Here is a 15,810-nt window from a genome sequence, read left to right on the forward strand (position 1 = left end):
TCACTGAAAGAGCAACAACCACAGGATCGCCCATGGCGAAGTCGCTACCCATATCACGCATTATGCACAACGGGCTGCTACTGCAGTGCAGCCCCGAGACCAGTATCGCCGACGCAGCGGCGCGCATGTCGGAGCAATCGGTCAGCTCGATTCTGGTCAGCGATAACGATCAGGTGATTGGCATCTGGACAGAACATGATGCACTGGCTGTCGACTTTGCCAATCCCGAACATTTCAATCAGCCCGTCAGTTTGGTGATGAGTGCGCCAGTGTTGTCTATACCCAGCTCCATGGAGGCAGGCGAAGCCGCCATCAAACTGAAAGACAGCGGCAAACGACATTTTCTGGTGATCGATGAAGCCGGTTTACCGGTGGGTATACTGTCCCAAACCGACTTGGCACTCAACCAGGGTCTGGAGCCTTACCTTAGGCTCCGGGAAGTGCGCACAGCGGTACCCCGCCCTCCTCTTCTAGTTCCCGGCAGCCAGTCGCTGGCCGAGGTTGCCGCTTACATGCACCGGCATCATGCCGATGCAGTAGTGGTCCACTGCCCAGAACATGGCCTCGGTATTCTGACAGAAAGGGATATGGTGCGTTTCATCGCACGTCATACCAGCAACACCCTGGTCTGTGAACTGGCCACGCGTCCTTTGCATACCGTCCATGAAGACGATCCGTTAATTCATGCCCGAGACTTACTGATCGATCACCACATTCGTCACCTTGCTGTGGTTAATCAGAATGGTGAGGTGACCGGCCTGATTGGCTACCACGACATGCTCGCGGGCGCCGAGCAGATGTATCTGGACGACCTTCGCAAAGCACTGGAACAACGCGACCACGCCCTGGCCAAATCACGCCGGACGCTGCAGCTGGCAGAGCGGGTGATCGAATCCTCGTTTGAAGGCGTCATGGTGACGGACAAAGACGTCCGCGTTGAATTTGTGAACCCGGCGTTTACCCAGTTGACTGGCTACACTGCCGAGGAAGCCATCGGCCGGACACCCGAGCTGCTGTCCTCGGGACGGCATGATACCGAGTTCTACAAACGCATGTGGCAATCGCTGGCAACCCATGGCTACTGGCGCGGAGAAATCTGGAATCGCCGGAAAACCGGCGAACTCTATCTGGAATTACTGACTATTACGGCAATCACCGACGATGACGGTAACACCACCAACTACGCCGGATTGTTTACCGACATCACTCAAAATCACAAAAACGAAGAACAGATCCGGCAACTGGCCTACTACGATGCCCTGACCAGAGTGCCGAACCGGAGACTGCTGGAGGACCGCCTTGAACACGCCATTCGCCATGCCCACCGCAAAAAACTGCTGCTGGCCGTGATGTTCATCGATCTGGACCGGTTCAAGGAGGTGAACGATACCCTCGGACACGCCGTGGGAGACGAACTCCTGCTGCAATTTACCCACCGAGTTCACGATTGCCTGCGAGAAGACGACACTCTGGCGCGGCTGGGCGGTGATGAATTTATCGTGCTACTGCCGGAAATGGAAAAGTTGGAGGATGTTCTGGTGGTAGCTGAGCGGCTGATCGACATCAACCGTAAGCCCTATCGGATCCGTGAGCATAACGCTCAAATAGGATCCAGTATCGGTATCAGTCTGTACCCGGAAGACGGCACCACCGTGCAGGAACTCATCAATGGTGCCGACATCGCCATGTATCGCTCAAAGCGGGACGGTCGCAACCGCTATCACCTGTTCAACCCTGACGTGCCCCAGACAGCCTGAACGCTGGCTGACCCAGAAGATACACCCAACCTGATTTATATCAATCGCCTACAAATCGTTACGGGAATTTCCACTTTAGTCCCATTGTTGGCCGGTAAGCGACCGCCGACACTACTTTGCAATTGACCTGAACAACAAAAATAACCCGATCTCGGGGTTCATCACATTGGAGACCAACCGTAATGATGTTCAACAAACTTGTGCTGGCGGCCTGCTTACTGCTGGGCAGCGCCGTGGTCTATGCCGAAACCATGAAGATCGGCCTGAATTACCCTCAGACCGGTCGCTACAAGGATCAGGGCCTGCAGCAACGACTGGGTGCCTTCCTGGCGGTGGATGAAATCAACCGGGCCGGAGGCGTTATGGGGCAACCACTGGAGCTGGTCATCCGTAACTCCCGGGGTGAACCCGATCAGGGCGCCACAAATACCGCCGAGCTGATTGATAGTGAGGGCGTACAGATGGTCTTCGGGGGTGTGTCCAGTGCGGTCGCCATTGCCTCGGGCAAGGCCGCCCAGGCCCGCAACCGGATTTACTTCGGCACCCTGACCTACTCCAATGCTACCACCGGAAGCGAAGGCCACAGCCACATGTTTCGGGAACCATACAATGCCTGGATGACGGCGAAAGCTTTGAGCCAGTACCTGAATCGCCACCATGCGGACCAGAACTATTTTTACATTACCGCTGACTATACTTGGGGCTGGTCGGTGGAGGAGTCGGTGCGGAAATTCTCCAATACGGAAGACACCGAGGCACACCAGGGCGTGAAAACCCCGTTCCCCCGGGCTTTGATCACTGATTTCAGACAAGCCCTTGAGCAAGCTGCCGAGAGCGATGCCGAAGTTCTGATGCTGGTGCTGTTCGGTGACGATATGGTGCGTGCCCTGAATGCTGCCTATGAAATGGGACTCACCAAACGCATGCAGGTGGTGGTACCCAATCTGACCCTGGGCATGGCCCGGCAGGTAGGCCCGACAATCATGGAAGGCGTGGTGGGCGCCGCACCCTGGGTGTGGAACCTGCCTTATGAGAACAACTACCCCCGTGGCAAAGAGTTTGTCGAGGCATTCTCCAACCGCTATGAACTGCGTCCGTCGTCTTCTGCAGCCTCAGCCTACAGCATCATCTACCAGTACAAAGACGCCGTAGAACGAGCCGGAACCACCAACACCCGAAACGTCATCCGCTCACTGGAAGGCCACCGCTACAGCTTCCTCAAAGACGAGCAACACTGGCGCGCCTTCGACCACCAGAACGTTCAGACGGTCTATGTGGTTAAGGTCAAACCCCGCGACACCATCATGGCAGACCCGTTCAGCTCGGACTACTTCGACATTATTGACTCCCTGTCGGGAGACCAGGCAGCCCAGACTCTGGAAGAATGGCAGGCACGTCGCCTGGCGGCGGGCAAGCCTGTCTCGCTCTGAGCACTCCCTCCCTTCATGGCAAGCCCGGTGGCGAGGAACACGTTGCCAGGTTTGCCATATCGTGACTACATCGCTTTACCCACCCGCCGCATTCTTTGATAATCGAACGTCATCATGAAGGACGATCAGGAGCGGACGCGTGACAATGGAAAGCAGTAGTCAACGAAGGGAATCGGAAAATCCGTCAGCTGTGCCTGACCAATGCGACCTACTGGTTATCGGTGGCGGCGTCAACGGCACCGGCATTGCCATGGATGCCGCCGGGCGTGGGCTGAAAGTGGTGTTGTGCGAAATGAACGATCTTGCCTCCGCCACCTCCTCCAGCAGCAGCAAGCTAATCCACGGCGGCCTGCGCTATCTTGAGCACTACGAATTCCGTCTGGTGCGGGAAGCGTTAGCGGAGCGCGAAGCGCTGCTTGCAAACGCACCTCACATCATGTGGCCCATGCGCTTCCGGTTGCCACACCAGCCCCACTTGCGCCCAGCCTGGATGATCCGCACCGGGCTGTTCTTGTACGACCACCTCGCCAAGCGGGAATTGCTGGCGGGCTCAAACGCGATCAGTTTCGGGAAGGACTCACCACTTAAACCTGGCATCACCAAAGGTTTTGAGTACTCCGATGGCTGGGTCGACGATGCCCGCCTGGTGGTATTATCTGCCCGCAAGGCCAAACAGAAAGGCGGTGTGATACTCACCCGAACCCGTTGCATCCATACCGACCGCAAACAAGACGGCTGGCACGCGACGCTGGAAGACACTCTGGCCGGCCACCGCCGCACCCTGAAGGCCAAAGTCATCGTCAACGCCACCGGCCCCTGGGTAAGCCGTATTTTCGGCGAAAGCCTCGGCATGAAAGCACCCAAGCAGATCCGGATGGTCAAAGGCAGTCACATTGTGGTGCCGAAGCTCAATCAGGACGACGAGGCCTACATTCTTCAGAACGAAGATGATCGCATCGTATTTGTGATTCCGTACGAGGATCAGTTTTCTCTGATCGGCACTACCGATGTCGATTTTGAAGGCAACCCGCGCGAAGCCAGCATTTCGCCAGAAGAGACCGACTACCTGCTCGCCATCGTGAACCAGTATTTCCGCAAACAGCTGGCGCCGAAGGATGTCGTGTGGAGCTATTCCGGCGTACGGCCGCTGATGGACGACGAAGGCGGCACCGCTCAGTCAGCGTCCCGGGATTATTCTTATGAAGTGGACGACAAAGACAATCAGCCACCGTTGATCTCTGTATTCGGAGGCAAAATCACCACCTATCGCAAACTGGCAGAAGCAGTTACCGATCAAGTAAGCCGGTACTTCTCTGGCTCGGGCAAATCCTGGACCCAGACAGCCCTCCTGCCGGGTGGTGACTTCGGTGACCACGCCGAACTGGAAGCCCGGCTACGCAACGATGTCCCATGGCTCAGCGACGCCGTCATTCGCCGTTTCGCACGCAGTTACGGTACCGACAGCTACCGGATTCTCGACCGATGCCAGCGCCCGGAAGACCTGGGGCACTGGTACACTGAGACCCTGTCACAGAAAGAAGTGGATTACCTGATCTTTGAAGAGTGGGCTCTGACTGCTGAGGACGTTCTCTGGCGCCGGACCAAACAGGGACTGTACATCAGTGAGGAACAGCAGCGATCACTGGATATGTACATCTGCCAGACGGCACCCAGGCGCCTGGCCGAGCATGCGGGACCGGCACTGTCAGAGTAGCTGGCTGATCCGATCCTGTAACCGTGGCACCACCTCCTGTTCGAACCAAGGATTTTTACGAAGCCAGAGATTGTTCCGGGGGCTCGGATGGGGCATCGGCACAATGGCTGGCCAGTACTGCTGCCAGGCCCGGACGTTATCAGTGACCGAACCCTGGCGGTCGGGCAGATGCCAGGCGTGCGCGAACCGCCCGATCACCAGAGTCAGCTCTATCTTGGTCAACCTGGCCAGCAGCTCGGAACGCCAGGTGTCGGCGCACTCCGGCCGGGGTGGCAGATCGCCGGATTTACCGGTGCCCGGATAGCAAAAACCCATGGGCAGAATGGCCAGCCGGCGTTCGTCGTAGAAGGTCTCCCGGGAAACCCCCATCCACTGCCTCAGCCGATCTCCGCTGGGGTCGTTGAAGGGCACCCCGGTTTCATGAACTTTGCGGCCTGGCGCCTGACCGACCACCAGAATTCTGGACGACTCCGATAACTGCACCACCGGCCGGGGCCCCCGTGGCAGCATATGGCAACACAGGGTGCAGGCCCGCACCCGTTCAATCAACGTCTCAAAACTCAGGCTGCACAGTTCGCTGCCCGACTCTGTCATCACCGGCACCTTCATCAGCGCGCCTCGCCCTGACTGAGCGCCGCAGCGGCACCGTACAGGCCGGTCAGCGGATCCTGCACCACCCACACCGGCGTAGATGCCAGCAGTGACCGCATCCGGCCTTTGTTCTCGAATTCATCCCGAAAAGCGCTGGACAGAAAGAACGGCAGGATGGCCGGCAGGATGCCACCACACAGATAGACGCCACCAAAACTGCCCAGAGTCAGCGCAGCATTGCCTGCCACCCGCCCCAGAATCCGGCAGAAACGCTGCAGGGTTTCCTGCGCCAGCTCATTCGAATCTGTCAACGCGGCATCCGTCACCTGCTCCGGCGTGGCCAACGTCGCTGGCAAATCTTTGATGATGGCCAGAACCCGGTACAGATTCATCAACCCTTCACCACAGAGCAGGCGCTCCGCCGACACCCGGCCAAATTCCGGACGCAACTGGTTCAGGATCTGATCTTCAACCTCATCTGTGGGCGCAAAGTCGACATGGCCACCTTCGGTAGACAAAGGCACCCACCCCTGTCGGGACGGCACTAACGCTGACACACCCAGCCCGGTGCCCGGGCCCATGATCAGCAACGGCCCGTGTTGCCTTTCGGCCGGGCCACCCACCGACACCAGTTTGTCCTGCGGCACGTGCAGTACACCCAGCGCCATGGCTGTGTAGTCATTCACCAGCCGGAACCAGCGCCAGCCAAAGGCGTTTCGGAGGTCTTCGATATCAAACATCCAGTGGTTATTGGTCATGGCAACGGTGTTGCCAACGACCGGCGCGGCAACGGCGAAACAGGCTTCAGAAACCATGGGCGCCCGAACGCCTGCGAGATAATCCCTGATGGCTGCCTGCGGGCCAGGGTAGTCATGGCATTTCAGAGTGCGCGCGTGCATCAGCGCCGCCGAGCCCCGTTCGACTAGAGCAAAGCGGGCGTGGGTGCCACCGATGTCTCCAACCAGGACCAGGTCTTTTGCCTTCAAACCTCAGGACTCCAGAACACACTGGCGCCCTGCTCCGGGGTGCTGGCACCGCGGCGCATCCAGCCAAACAGTTCGCGGCCATAGCCCTGACGGTGCGCACTCAGATCTTGAGTGGCTACCTCGCGCGCGGCCAGGGTGTCCTCATCCACCCTGACCGTCAGGATGCCATGGGTCGCGTCCACACACACCAGATCGCCAGCCTGAATCCTGGCCAGGGGCCCGCCGTCCAGTGCTTCCGGGTAGACATGTATCGCCGCCGGCACTTTACCGGACGCGCCGGACATCCGGCCATCGGTGACCAGGGCAACCTTGAAGCCCCGATCCTGCAAAACGCCCAGATAGGGCGTCAGCTTGTGCAGCTCCGGCATGCCATTGGCCCTGGGTCCCTGGAATCGCACCACCACCACACAGTCGCGGTCCAGGTCCCCGGCTTCGAACGCCGCCTTCAGTTCATTCTGTTCGTTGAACACTACCGCCGGGGCCTCCACGCAGTGGTGCTCGGCAGCCACCGCCGACACCTTGATCACACCCCGGCCCAGATTGCCCTCGAGCACTTTCAGGCCCCCGTCCAGTGCGAACGGCTCGGCAGCACTGCTGAGCACATCCGGGCGCAGACTTGTTTTGACTGCCGACTGCCAGGTCAGACTGCCGTTTGCCAGTTCGGGCATCTGGCCGTACTGCGCCAGTCCCTGCCCCATCACGGTATTGACATCGTTGTGCAGGTACCCGCCGTCCAGCAGCTCCCGGATCAGGAAGGGGGTGCCGCCGGCTTCATGGAAGGCGTTGATGTCTTCCTGACCGTTCGGATAGATCCGGGTCATCGACGGCACCACCGACGACAGTTCCGAGTAATCGTTCCAGTCGATAATAATGCCAGCGGCCCGGGCGATCGCGATCCAGTGGATGGTGTGATTGGTGGAGCCACCCGTCACCAGCAAGGCCACCAGGGCGTTGACGATGGCTTTCTCGTCCACCATATCCGCCAGCCCGAGGGTACCGCCCTGGGGCCGGGATAGACGGATAACCTGCTCGGTGGCGGCGCGGGTGAGCGCATCCCGTAACGGGGTATCCGGGTGCACGAACGCCGAACCCGGCAGGTGTAGCCCCATCACCTCCACCAGTAACTGGTTGGAGTTAGCGGTGCCATAAAAGGTGCAGGTGCCGGGACTGTGGTAGGACTTGCTTTCCGCCTCCAGCAGTTCGTCCTTGCCAATTTTGCCTTCGGCATAGAGTTGGCGAATCCGCTGTTTTTCCTTGTTGGGGAGGCCGGACGGCATGGGGCCGGCTGGCACCAGAATGCTTGGAAGATAGCCAAAACTGAGGGCGCCGATCAACAGGCCTGGCACAATTTTGTCACAGATCCCCAGTAACATGACTGCATCGAACATGTTGTGGCTGAGCGCTACGGCGGTACTCATGGCAATGGTGTCCCGGGAAAACAGACTGAGCTCCATGCCCGGCTGGCCCTGGGTAACGCCATCACACATGGCCGGGGTACCACCGGCATATTGGGCGACCGAGCCCATGCCGTGAGCGGCTTCGCGAATGACATCCGGAAAACGGTAATAAGGTTGATGGGCCGACAACATATCGTTGTAGGCAGACACCATCGCCACATTGGCCTGGCTCATCAGCTTCAGAGTATCTTTGTCATCTTGCTCGCAGGCGGCGAAACCATGGGCCAGATTGCCGCAGGACAGGGTACCGCGATGCGGCTCCTGCCCCCGGAGCTCCGCCATTCTGGTCAGATAGGCCTGGCGAGTCGCCCGGCTGCGTTCGATAATACGGTTTGTGACCTTCAAGACTGTGGGCTGCATGGTTCCCTCCATTGACGATGGACACGCTACGTAAGTGTACTTCCTTGCAGGAAGTCTTTCAGGTTCAATCAGCAAAGCAAAAGCCAATTACAGATTTGAATATACTCTAAGGACACACACTATGCTCAGGCGTACCAAGATTGTCGCCACCCTAGGCCCCGCCACCGACAGCGTGGAATCGCTGGCCGGCATTATTTCCGCAGGCGTTGACGTTACCCGTCTGAACTTCTCTCACGGCAGCGCCGAAGAGCACATGGAGCGAGCGCGTCGGGTGCGTGAGGTTGCTGCAGCTCAAGGGCGTTATGTTGCCTTGCTGGCCGACTTGCAAGGCCCAAAACTGCGGATCGCCCGCTTTGCTAACAACAAGGTTACCCTGCAGCGGGGCCAGACTTTTGTGCTCGACGCGGCCATGGACAAGGAAGCCGGCACCGATCAGCGTGTCGGCATCGATTACGAAGAACTGATCAACGACGTCAGCCCAGGCGATATTCTGGTACTGGACGACGGCCGCATCGAAATGGAGGTCAACGCCGTTGATGCCCACAGCATTACCTCGACGGTGCTGATCGGCGGCCCCCTGTCCAACAACAAAGGCCTGAACAAGCGTGGCGGCGGCTTATCGGCCGAGGCCCTGACCGACAAAGACAAGCGCGATATCGTCACCGCCGCACAGCTGGGCGCGGACTATGTGGCGGTCTCCTTTGTCCGCACCGCCGAAGACATGCACGTTGCCCGGCGCCTGCTCAAAGCGGCAGGCTCTGACGCCGGCCTGGTGGCCAAGATCGAGCGTGCCGAGCTGGCCCATGACAATGACGCCCTGGATGCGGTCATCGAAGCCTCCGACGCTGTCATGGTGGCCCGGGGTGACTTGGCCGTGGAAATTGGCGATGCCGAACTGGTGGGTGTGCAAAAACACATTATTGCCCGGGCCCGGGTGCTGAATCGGGTGGTCATTACCGCCACCCAGATGATGGAGTCGATGATCACCAATCCGATGCCGACACGGGCGGAAGTCTCCGACGTCGCCAACGCGGTGATGGATTATACCGATGCCGTCATGCTGTCTGCTGAAACCGCGGTGGGTGACTATCCGCTGGAAGCCGTCGAAGCCATGGTGCGGATCTGTCTGGGCGCCGAGCGCCAACCCTCCATGCACCAGTCCAAACACCGGATTCACGAAAGCATGGAGAAAGTCGACCAGGCCATTGCCCTGTCGGCCATGTACGCAGCCAACCACCTGCAAGGCGTAGCGGCGATTATCTGCCTGACCGAAACCGGATCAACGCCGCGGCTGATGTCCAGAATCAAATCCAGCCTGCCGATTTTTGCCTTCTCCCGGCACCACGCAACCCAACATCGGGTCGCGCTGTACCGGGGCGTGCAGACCGTCCCCTTTGACTCCGCCAAGCTGGCTCACGAGCAGGTCAATGCACTGGCTGTCAAAGAACTGGAGAGCCGCGGCATTGTTAAAGACGGTGACCTGGTGGTGCTCACCAAAGGCGACTATGTCAACGCCCAGGGTGGCACCAACTCGATGAAAATCATCCGGGTGGGTACGGATATTCGCTGAGCGCGTATTCGATCAACCGGCTTTCAGACCGGCAAGACTGGCGCGCACAATCTCGGTAATCCGCGCCCAGTCTTTGCTGGCAACGGCATCGTCCGGTGTCAGCCAGGTGCCGCCAACCGTCGCCACGTTCTCCAAGGCCAGATAATCAGCCGCAGTGTTCTGCCGGATGCCTCCGGTCGGGCAAAACACCACGTCCGGAAACGGGCCGGAAAAGGCCTTCAGTGCCGGAATACCCCCCGACACCTCGGCCGGAAAAAACTTGAAATACCGATAGCCATGGCCATAGCCCATCAACAGTTCAGACGCCGTCGCGATGCCTGGCAATAAGGGTGCTTTTGACGTTACCCCAAAATCCAGAATGGCCTCAGTCACGCCTGGGGTGATGACAAACTGGGCACCTGCGGATTCCACCTGGCGATACTGGGCAATGCTGGTCACGGTACCGGCACCCACCCACGCCTCGGGCAGTGCCTCGCGTACCTGACGGATCGCCTCAACACCGAACTCAGTCCGCAAGGTGATCTCCAATACCTTGAGGCCGCCTTCAACCAGGGCACGGCACAACGGCACAGCATCATCCAGATGGTGGACAGTAATTACCGGTATCAAGGGCGAAGCCGCTAACACTGCCCCAAGCTGTTCCCGATGCTCAACACACACTTGTGACATATCACTCTCCTTGTTCAACAGGCAGTCTCTGACTCAGGGGCTCCAGTAGACCTTCAAACCCGGCTTAAAAAACGCCCGCACCGGCATGGCTGGCCAGTTCTGAAGATCAGCAACTACCCGCGACAAAGTTTCAAGCTTGTCCTGGCCTTTGAGATGCAGCGCGGTAAAACCGGCCCCCGCCAACACCGGCAAGCTCAGAGTTATTCGCTGGTGGGTCTGCGATGGTGGTGTCATCACTGCGAACCGTTGGTCGGCGTGCACATTCATGGCTTCTTGGAGCTCCGGCGCGTCCGGGAACAGCGATGCGGTGTGCCCGTCATTGCCCATTCCCAGAACCAGAACATCCAGAGGCAAATTCAGCTCAGCCAGGGCCGACTCAATCGCAGGTCGGGCCTGGGCGGCATCATTTCCCGTCACTTTGAGCGGTATAAATCGGGCGCCCGCTGCCGCCTCCTGCAATAAATGCTTTTTGACCAGCAAGGTATTGCTGGCCGGATCATCTTCCGCCACCCAGCGTTCATCGGCCAGCACAACGCTGACCCTGGCCCAGTCCAGACTTTCACCCCTCAATGCCTGGAAAAACAGCAAAGGCGTGGAGCCACCCGAGACCACCAGGGAGACTCCTGGCGCCACTGAAAGCCTTTGCCGCAGGCGGTCCGCCACATCCCGGGCAAGCTCAGCGGCCACGGCATCCGCAGACGCCAGAAAACAGGTCTCAATACCCTCGGGCAGTTTGAGGTCAGGCGTCTTCATACCAGCTCCTGCCATCCCGGGTAATCATGGCGATAGAGGCAACCGGGCCCCAGGTTCCCGCAGCGTAACGCTTGGGCGGCTCACCGCTGTCGTGCCAGTTGCGAATTATCTGGTCAACCCAGCGCCAGGCGTGTTCCACTTCATCACGGCGTACAAAAAGATACTGGCTACCCCGCATAACTTCCCACAGCAGCCGCTCGTAGGCGTCCGGAATCCGTTCCGTGTCGAAGGTTTCCGAAAAGGTAAGTTCCAGAGGCCCCTGGCGCAACCTCATGCCTTTATCCAGGCCCTGGTCCTTTGTCAAAATTTTAAGGGCCATACCTTCATCCGGCTGCAGCCGGATAATCAGCTTGTTATTGGCCAGATGCTTCTGGTCAGGATCAAAGATGTAATGGGGGGCTGGCTTGAAATGAATAATGATCTGGGACATCTTCTCGGGCATGCGCTTACCGGTTCGAATGTAGAACGGCACGCCGGACCAACGCCAGTTGTCGATTTCCACCTTCAAGGCCACAAAGGTTTCGGTCTCGCTCCCTTTGATGGCGCCCTCCTCTTGCAGATAGCCGGGTACCGGTTGGCCATCGCTGGTGCCGGCGGTGTACTGCCCGCGCACCACCGTCTGCTCCATGACATCCGGTGTGATCCGCTTCAGGGCTTTCAGTACCTTGACCTTTTCGTCCCGGATGCTGTCGGCCGAAAGATCCGCCGGGGGGTCCATGGCAATCAGACACAGCAACTGCAGCAGGTGGCTCTGAATCATGTCACGGAGCTGCCCCGCCTTGTCAAAATAACCCCAGCGCCCCTCAATGCCCATACTCTCTGCGACGGTAATTTCGACATGGGAAATGTGGTTCTGATCCCACTGGGAGGCAAACAGATTGTTGGCGAAGCGCAGGGCGATAAGATTCTGGACGGTTTCTTTGCCCAGATAGTGGTCAATGCGGAACAGCTGACTTTCTCGATAGACCTCGGCCAGCTCGTCGTTGATCACTTTGGACGAGTCCAGATCGTGGCCGATGGGCTTTTCCACCACCACTCGCGTACGCTCTGTGCAGCAACTCTGAGCACGCAAATTGCGGGCAATCACGCCATACATCGCCGGTGGTGTCGCCATGTACACAATCAGTTGATTGTTCTGTGCACGCCACTCGTTCAACGCCGAGTAACCCTCGGTCTGGGTAAAATCCAGCTGCAGGTAGTTCATCCGCTGCACAAACGTCGTCGCCAGAGCGTCATCAAACTCGTCAGGCTTGATCAGTTCCTGCAGCCTTTCCTTGAGCCTGACCCGTATCTCCTGCTCGCTGGCCTCTGTGCGGGCAATGGCCAGAATCCGACTGTCCCTGGCCAGCAGCCCAGCCCGGTCCAGCTGGTACAGTGCCGGGAACAACTTGCGCTGCGCCAGGTCGCCGGAGGCACCAAACACCATCAGATCGCAGGACGTCTGCACACTATCCGCCATTCCCTTTCTCCGGGCCGCTCCGATTCACCCTGAGACAGCCATGTCGTAACTTTACCCAAATAATGACACCAGCGAGCTCGTAATCCAAGCACGACCGCCAATGCTGATACAATTACTACCCGATGAAGCCTCTAAACACGGTATAATCCGGCTGTTTTTCAATCCTAATTGCCCGCACATCAGGGAGTAAACGGCATGGCGGCAAACGCGTCACACAGAGACGACAACCTGCTGGAAGATATCCAGACCCGACTGGAGACCCTTAACAAATCCGAGCGCAAGGTTGCGGAAGCCATTCTCCGTGATCCGAGTGCCGCCACCCGTTACAGCATCGCCGCACTGGCACGGGCCGCCAATGTCAGCGAACCCACGGTCAACCGCTTTTGTCGGGGCTTCTCCGCCACGGGTTTTCCAGACTTCAAAATCCGGCTGGCCCAGAGCATTGCGACCGGCACCCCTTACGTCGGGCAGAACATCGAACCGGACGACACCACCGCCGAATTTTCAGACAAGATCATGCTCAGCACCATTGCCAATCTGGACAAGGCCCGACAGGCCTTGAACCCGCAGGCAATTGCCCATGTTATCGACTACCTGATTCAGGCCAAGCAAATCAGTTTTTTTGGCATGGGGGGCTCGGCCTCGGTCGCGATGGATGCCCAGCACAAATTCTTCCGTTTCAACATTCCGGTGTCATCCTACGATGACGCCCTGATGCAACGGATGATCGCCGCCGGGGCCGGCGTCGGGGATGCCATCGTGCTGATTTCCTATACCGGCCGCACCCGAGAAGTGGTCGACATTGCGCAACTGGCTCGCGCCAACGGCGCCACTGTCATCGGCATCACCAATCCGGACTCGCCGCTGGCTGAAGCCTGCACGGCGGTACTGGGGGTCACTGCGCCGGAAGACACCGAAGTCTATATGCCCATGTCGTCCCGCATTATTCACCTCACGGTGATTGATATCCTCGCCACCGGCGTCACCCTCAAGCGCGGTCCCGACTTCCTGGAACACCTCAAGAAAATCAAAGAAAGCCTGAAAGCCACCCGCTTCCCACTGAACTGACAGACATAAAAAAGGGTGCCGAAGCACCCTTTTTTATGTCTGAGCCAGACCGTATCAGTCCCGACTTACCTCAGCGGTATTTCTGAGGTACTGCTGATAGGCAGTATACTCACGCTGCCCTTCCAGCTGTGTCAGGAACTGGCGCAACTGCTGAAACTCAGCACTTTCTGCATCAACTTCGCCTTCATTCACCGCATCAACCAGAATGATGGCGGCTTCACGTTGACCTACCGCCTTGCCCACAGAAGGCTGGCCAGCCACAGGTCGCGGCATGGCAAATACCCGCTGCACCACAAACGGGCTCAGGTCAGAGCCATCGCGACCCTGATTTTCAAACTGCTGCCAGCCTCCCGCCTCCAGAGCCTCAGGCTGATTGCCCGACTCAAGCGCCGCCACCAGCTCATCAACCCGGGCTTCCAGTGCTTCACGGGTTTTTTGGGCTTCCAGCATGGCCTCAATGTCTTCACGCACGTCGGCCAGTTCCCGCTGACGGGGCTCATGATACTGCCGCACCCTTGCCACCACGGAAACGTTATCGCCAACATCGATCAGCTCGGTATTAAAGCCGCCTTCCAGAACATCACCGGAAAACAACTGGCGCACCAGGCCAGCGTGGTCGAAAGGAGCAGGACCACCGTCTCGGTTAACGCCTTCCACTATGCGAACTTCAAGCCCCAACTCCTCGGCTGGGCCAGCCAGATCGTCAGCAGCATAGGCAGCGTCAGCCAGTTGTGCCCGCGCTTCCGCAAAGCGCTCACTGGCGCGGGTACGAGCCAGCTCATCTCGTAGTTCCGCCTGCAATTCGTCAAAGGAGGGCACATCAGAACGACGAACATCGTCCAGTCGGATCAGGTGAACACCAAAACCGGTTTCAACCGGCCCGGAAATCTGGCCCTCATCCAGCGCAAACAGAGCGTTTTCGAACGCCTCGTCATAGACACCACGCCCGGCGAAGCCCAGATCACCACCCTCCCGTGCAGAAACCGTATCCACCGAATATTCCTGAGCGAGGTCGGCAAACGATTCGCCGGCTGCAAGTCGCTCCTGAATGGCTGTCAAAGTTGCATCCGCCTCGGCTCCCGACTCAATCAGAATGTGGGCCGCACGACGTTCTTCACGGGCATACTCTTCGGCCCGCTCTTCATAGTAGGCGCGCAGGTCTTCTTCCGAAATTTCGATGGCACCAGCCAAGGCACCCAACGACAGACTCAGATAGGCGGCATCCACCTGCTCCGGCTCGCGGAACTGGTCTGCATTTTCGTCGTAGAAGGCCTGAATGTCGTCTTCTGTCACCGTAATCTGGCTAGCCAAAGACGCCGCGTTGACGCTCAGCACCCGGAAATCCCGGGTCTGGTTCTGAATGCGAAGCAACTGTGCGGCATTTTCATCCGCGGCAATGCCACTCTGGGCGATAGATGCCCGGATCTGGTTGATCACGTAATTCTTGCGCATGTTCTCGCGGAACTCACTCACACCCATGCCGACGTTACGTACCGCGCTAACAAACCGATCCCGGTTGAACTGTCCATCAACCTGAAACTGGGGCATCTGGGTAATCAACGCGTCAATATCAGCGTCGGACAACTCAAGGCCCTGCTCCTGAGCATCCAGAATCAGTACCCGCTCCTGGATCAGCGCCTCAAGCACGTCTTGGCGAATCTGATCTTCGTCCAGCATGGCGGGATCCGGCTCATCCATCTGGGTGAGTCTCTGCCGGGTTTCAAATTGAACGGTACGTAAAAATTCCCGCTCGGTGATGGACTCCCCATTTACCGTGGCCACTTCCGGCTCTCCGGAAAATCCGCCAATGATGGCATCCATCCCCCAGATCGACAGAGAAACGATCAAAAGGCCGATAATAACCTTTGCGATGGTGCCCTGGGCATTATCCCGAATATCTTGAAGCATGTTGTTCCTGAATCCCTGTCAAGGTTCTGCTGGTGGTAGTCGCAAGGTGCAAGCTGGCTGCCCCTCTCTAACGCAAAAAGGCGCACCC

12 protein-coding genes are annotated in these 15,810 nt (G+C 58.5%); 5 read left to right on the forward strand and 7 right to left on the reverse strand.

Going from position 1 to position 15,810, the window contains the following annotated elements:
* The first annotated feature begins 32 nt into the window (after positions 1-32).
* The 3 genes from C7H08_RS16150 to glpD all read left to right on the forward strand — a co-directional run bounded on the left by C7H08_RS16150 (position 33) and on the right by glpD (position 4,901).
* Complete coding sequence (locus tag C7H08_RS16150) at positions 33-1,757, forward strand: diguanylate cyclase domain-containing protein (protein ID WP_106673254.1); 1,725 nt, start codon at positions 33-35, stop codon at positions 1,755-1,757.
* A gap of 182 nt (positions 1,758-1,939) precedes the next feature.
* Positions 1,940-3,187 (forward strand): ABC transporter substrate-binding protein, encoded by a 1,248-nt coding sequence (locus C7H08_RS16155; RefSeq protein WP_106673255.1) that lies wholly within the window; start codon positions 1,940-1,942, stop codon positions 3,185-3,187.
* 145 nt (positions 3,188-3,332) lie between these two features.
* The gene (glpD, locus tag C7H08_RS16160) at positions 3,333-4,901 is read left to right on the forward strand and encodes a glycerol-3-phosphate dehydrogenase (protein ID WP_106673256.1); all 1,569 of its coding nucleotides are present in this window, start codon (positions 3,333-3,335) and stop codon (positions 4,899-4,901) included.
* Here glpD and C7H08_RS16165 read toward each other — a convergent pair.
* Genes C7H08_RS16165 through edd form a run of 3 tightly spaced genes read right to left on the reverse strand, consistent with a single transcriptional unit; the run spans position 4,893 to position 8,295 of the window.
* Positions 4,893-5,495: a uracil-DNA glycosylase family protein gene (locus C7H08_RS16165; RefSeq protein ID WP_106673627.1), complete on the reverse strand. Its 603-nt coding sequence runs from the start codon at positions 5,493-5,495 to the stop codon at positions 4,893-4,895. The genes glpD and C7H08_RS16165 overlap by 9 nt on opposite strands.
* Before the next feature lie 14 nt (positions 5,496-5,509).
* Entirely contained in the window at positions 5,510-6,478 is a 969-nt protein-coding gene (gene glk, locus C7H08_RS16170) for a glucokinase (protein WP_106673257.1), read from the reverse strand.
* Positions 6,475-8,295: a phosphogluconate dehydratase gene (gene edd / locus C7H08_RS16175; RefSeq protein ID WP_106673628.1), complete on the reverse strand. Its 1,821-nt coding sequence runs from the start codon at positions 8,293-8,295 to the stop codon at positions 6,475-6,477. The genes glk and edd overlap by 4 nt, the downstream gene beginning before the upstream one ends.
* A gap of 121 nt (positions 8,296-8,416) precedes the next feature.
* On the opposite strand from edd, the gene pyk reads away from it, so the two are divergent.
* Entirely contained in the window at positions 8,417-9,865 is a 1,449-nt protein-coding gene (gene pyk, locus C7H08_RS16180) for a pyruvate kinase (protein ID WP_106673258.1), read from the forward strand.
* Between the two features lie 12 nt (positions 9,866-9,877).
* Here pyk and C7H08_RS16185 read toward each other — a convergent pair whose 3' ends face one another.
* Genes C7H08_RS16185 through zwf form a run of 3 tightly spaced genes read right to left on the reverse strand, consistent with a single transcriptional unit; the run spans position 9,878 to position 12,746 of the window.
* Positions 9,878-10,534, reverse strand: coding sequence for a bifunctional 4-hydroxy-2-oxoglutarate aldolase/2-dehydro-3-deoxy-phosphogluconate aldolase (locus C7H08_RS16185; protein ID WP_106673259.1), 657 nt, complete (start codon positions 10,532-10,534; stop codon positions 9,878-9,880).
* 33 nt (positions 10,535-10,567) lie between these two features.
* Positions 10,568-11,287, reverse strand: coding sequence for a 6-phosphogluconolactonase (pgl, locus tag C7H08_RS16190; protein WP_106673260.1), 720 nt, complete (start codon positions 11,285-11,287; stop codon positions 10,568-10,570).
* The gene (gene zwf / locus C7H08_RS16195; protein WP_106673261.1) at positions 11,274-12,746 is read right to left on the reverse strand and encodes a glucose-6-phosphate dehydrogenase; all 1,473 of its coding nucleotides are present in this window, start codon (positions 12,744-12,746) and stop codon (positions 11,274-11,276) included. Before zwf ends, pgl begins: the two co-directional genes overlap by 14 nt.
* Before the next feature lie 195 nt (positions 12,747-12,941).
* On the opposite strand from zwf, the gene C7H08_RS16200 reads away from it, so the two are divergent.
* Complete coding sequence (locus C7H08_RS16200) at positions 12,942-13,814, forward strand: MurR/RpiR family transcriptional regulator (protein WP_106673262.1); 873 nt, start codon at positions 12,942-12,944, stop codon at positions 13,812-13,814.
* A gap of 54 nt (positions 13,815-13,868) precedes the next feature.
* Here C7H08_RS16200 and C7H08_RS16205 read toward each other — a convergent pair whose 3' ends face one another.
* Positions 13,869-15,722: a SurA N-terminal domain-containing protein gene (locus C7H08_RS16205; protein ID WP_106673263.1), complete on the reverse strand. Its 1,854-nt coding sequence runs from the start codon at positions 15,720-15,722 to the stop codon at positions 13,869-13,871.
* Positions 15,723-15,810 lie beyond the last annotated feature (88 nt).

This window comes from Marinobacter halophilus (assembly GCF_003007685.1).
Taxonomy (GTDB): Bacteria; Pseudomonadota; Gammaproteobacteria; order Pseudomonadales; family Oleiphilaceae; genus Marinobacter; species Marinobacter halophilus.

Coding starts and splice junctions, on each gene's coding strand:
- C7H08_RS16150 (WP_106673254.1), top strand. CDS start 33: ATGGCGAAGTCGCTACCCATATCACGCATTATGCACAACGGGCTGCTA.
- C7H08_RS16155 (WP_106673255.1), top strand. CDS start 1,940: ATGATGTTCAACAAACTTGTGCTGGCGGCCTGCTTACTGCTGGGCAGC.
- glpD (WP_106673256.1), top strand. CDS start 3,333: ATGGAAAGCAGTAGTCAACGAAGGGAATCGGAAAATCCGTCAGCTGTG.
- C7H08_RS16165 (WP_106673627.1), bottom strand. CDS start 5,495: ATGACAGAGTCGGGCAGCGAACTGTGCAGCCTGAGTTTTGAGACGTTG.
- edd (WP_106673628.1), bottom strand. CDS start 8,295: ATGCAGCCCACAGTCTTGAAGGTCACAAACCGTATTATCGAACGCAGC.
- pyk (WP_106673258.1), top strand. CDS start 8,417: ATGCTCAGGCGTACCAAGATTGTCGCCACCCTAGGCCCCGCCACCGAC.
- C7H08_RS16185 (WP_106673259.1), bottom strand. CDS start 10,534: ATGTCACAAGTGTGTGTTGAGCATCGGGAACAGCTTGGGGCAGTGTTA.
- pgl (WP_106673260.1), bottom strand. CDS start 11,287: ATGAAGACGCCTGACCTCAAACTGCCCGAGGGTATTGAGACCTGTTTT.
- zwf (WP_106673261.1), bottom strand. CDS start 12,746: ATGGCGGATAGTGTGCAGACGTCCTGCGATCTGATGGTGTTTGGTGCC.
- C7H08_RS16200 (WP_106673262.1), top strand. CDS start 12,942: ATGGCGGCAAACGCGTCACACAGAGACGACAACCTGCTGGAAGATATC.
- C7H08_RS16205 (WP_106673263.1), bottom strand. CDS start 15,722: ATGCTTCAAGATATTCGGGATAATGCCCAGGGCACCATCGCAAAGGTT.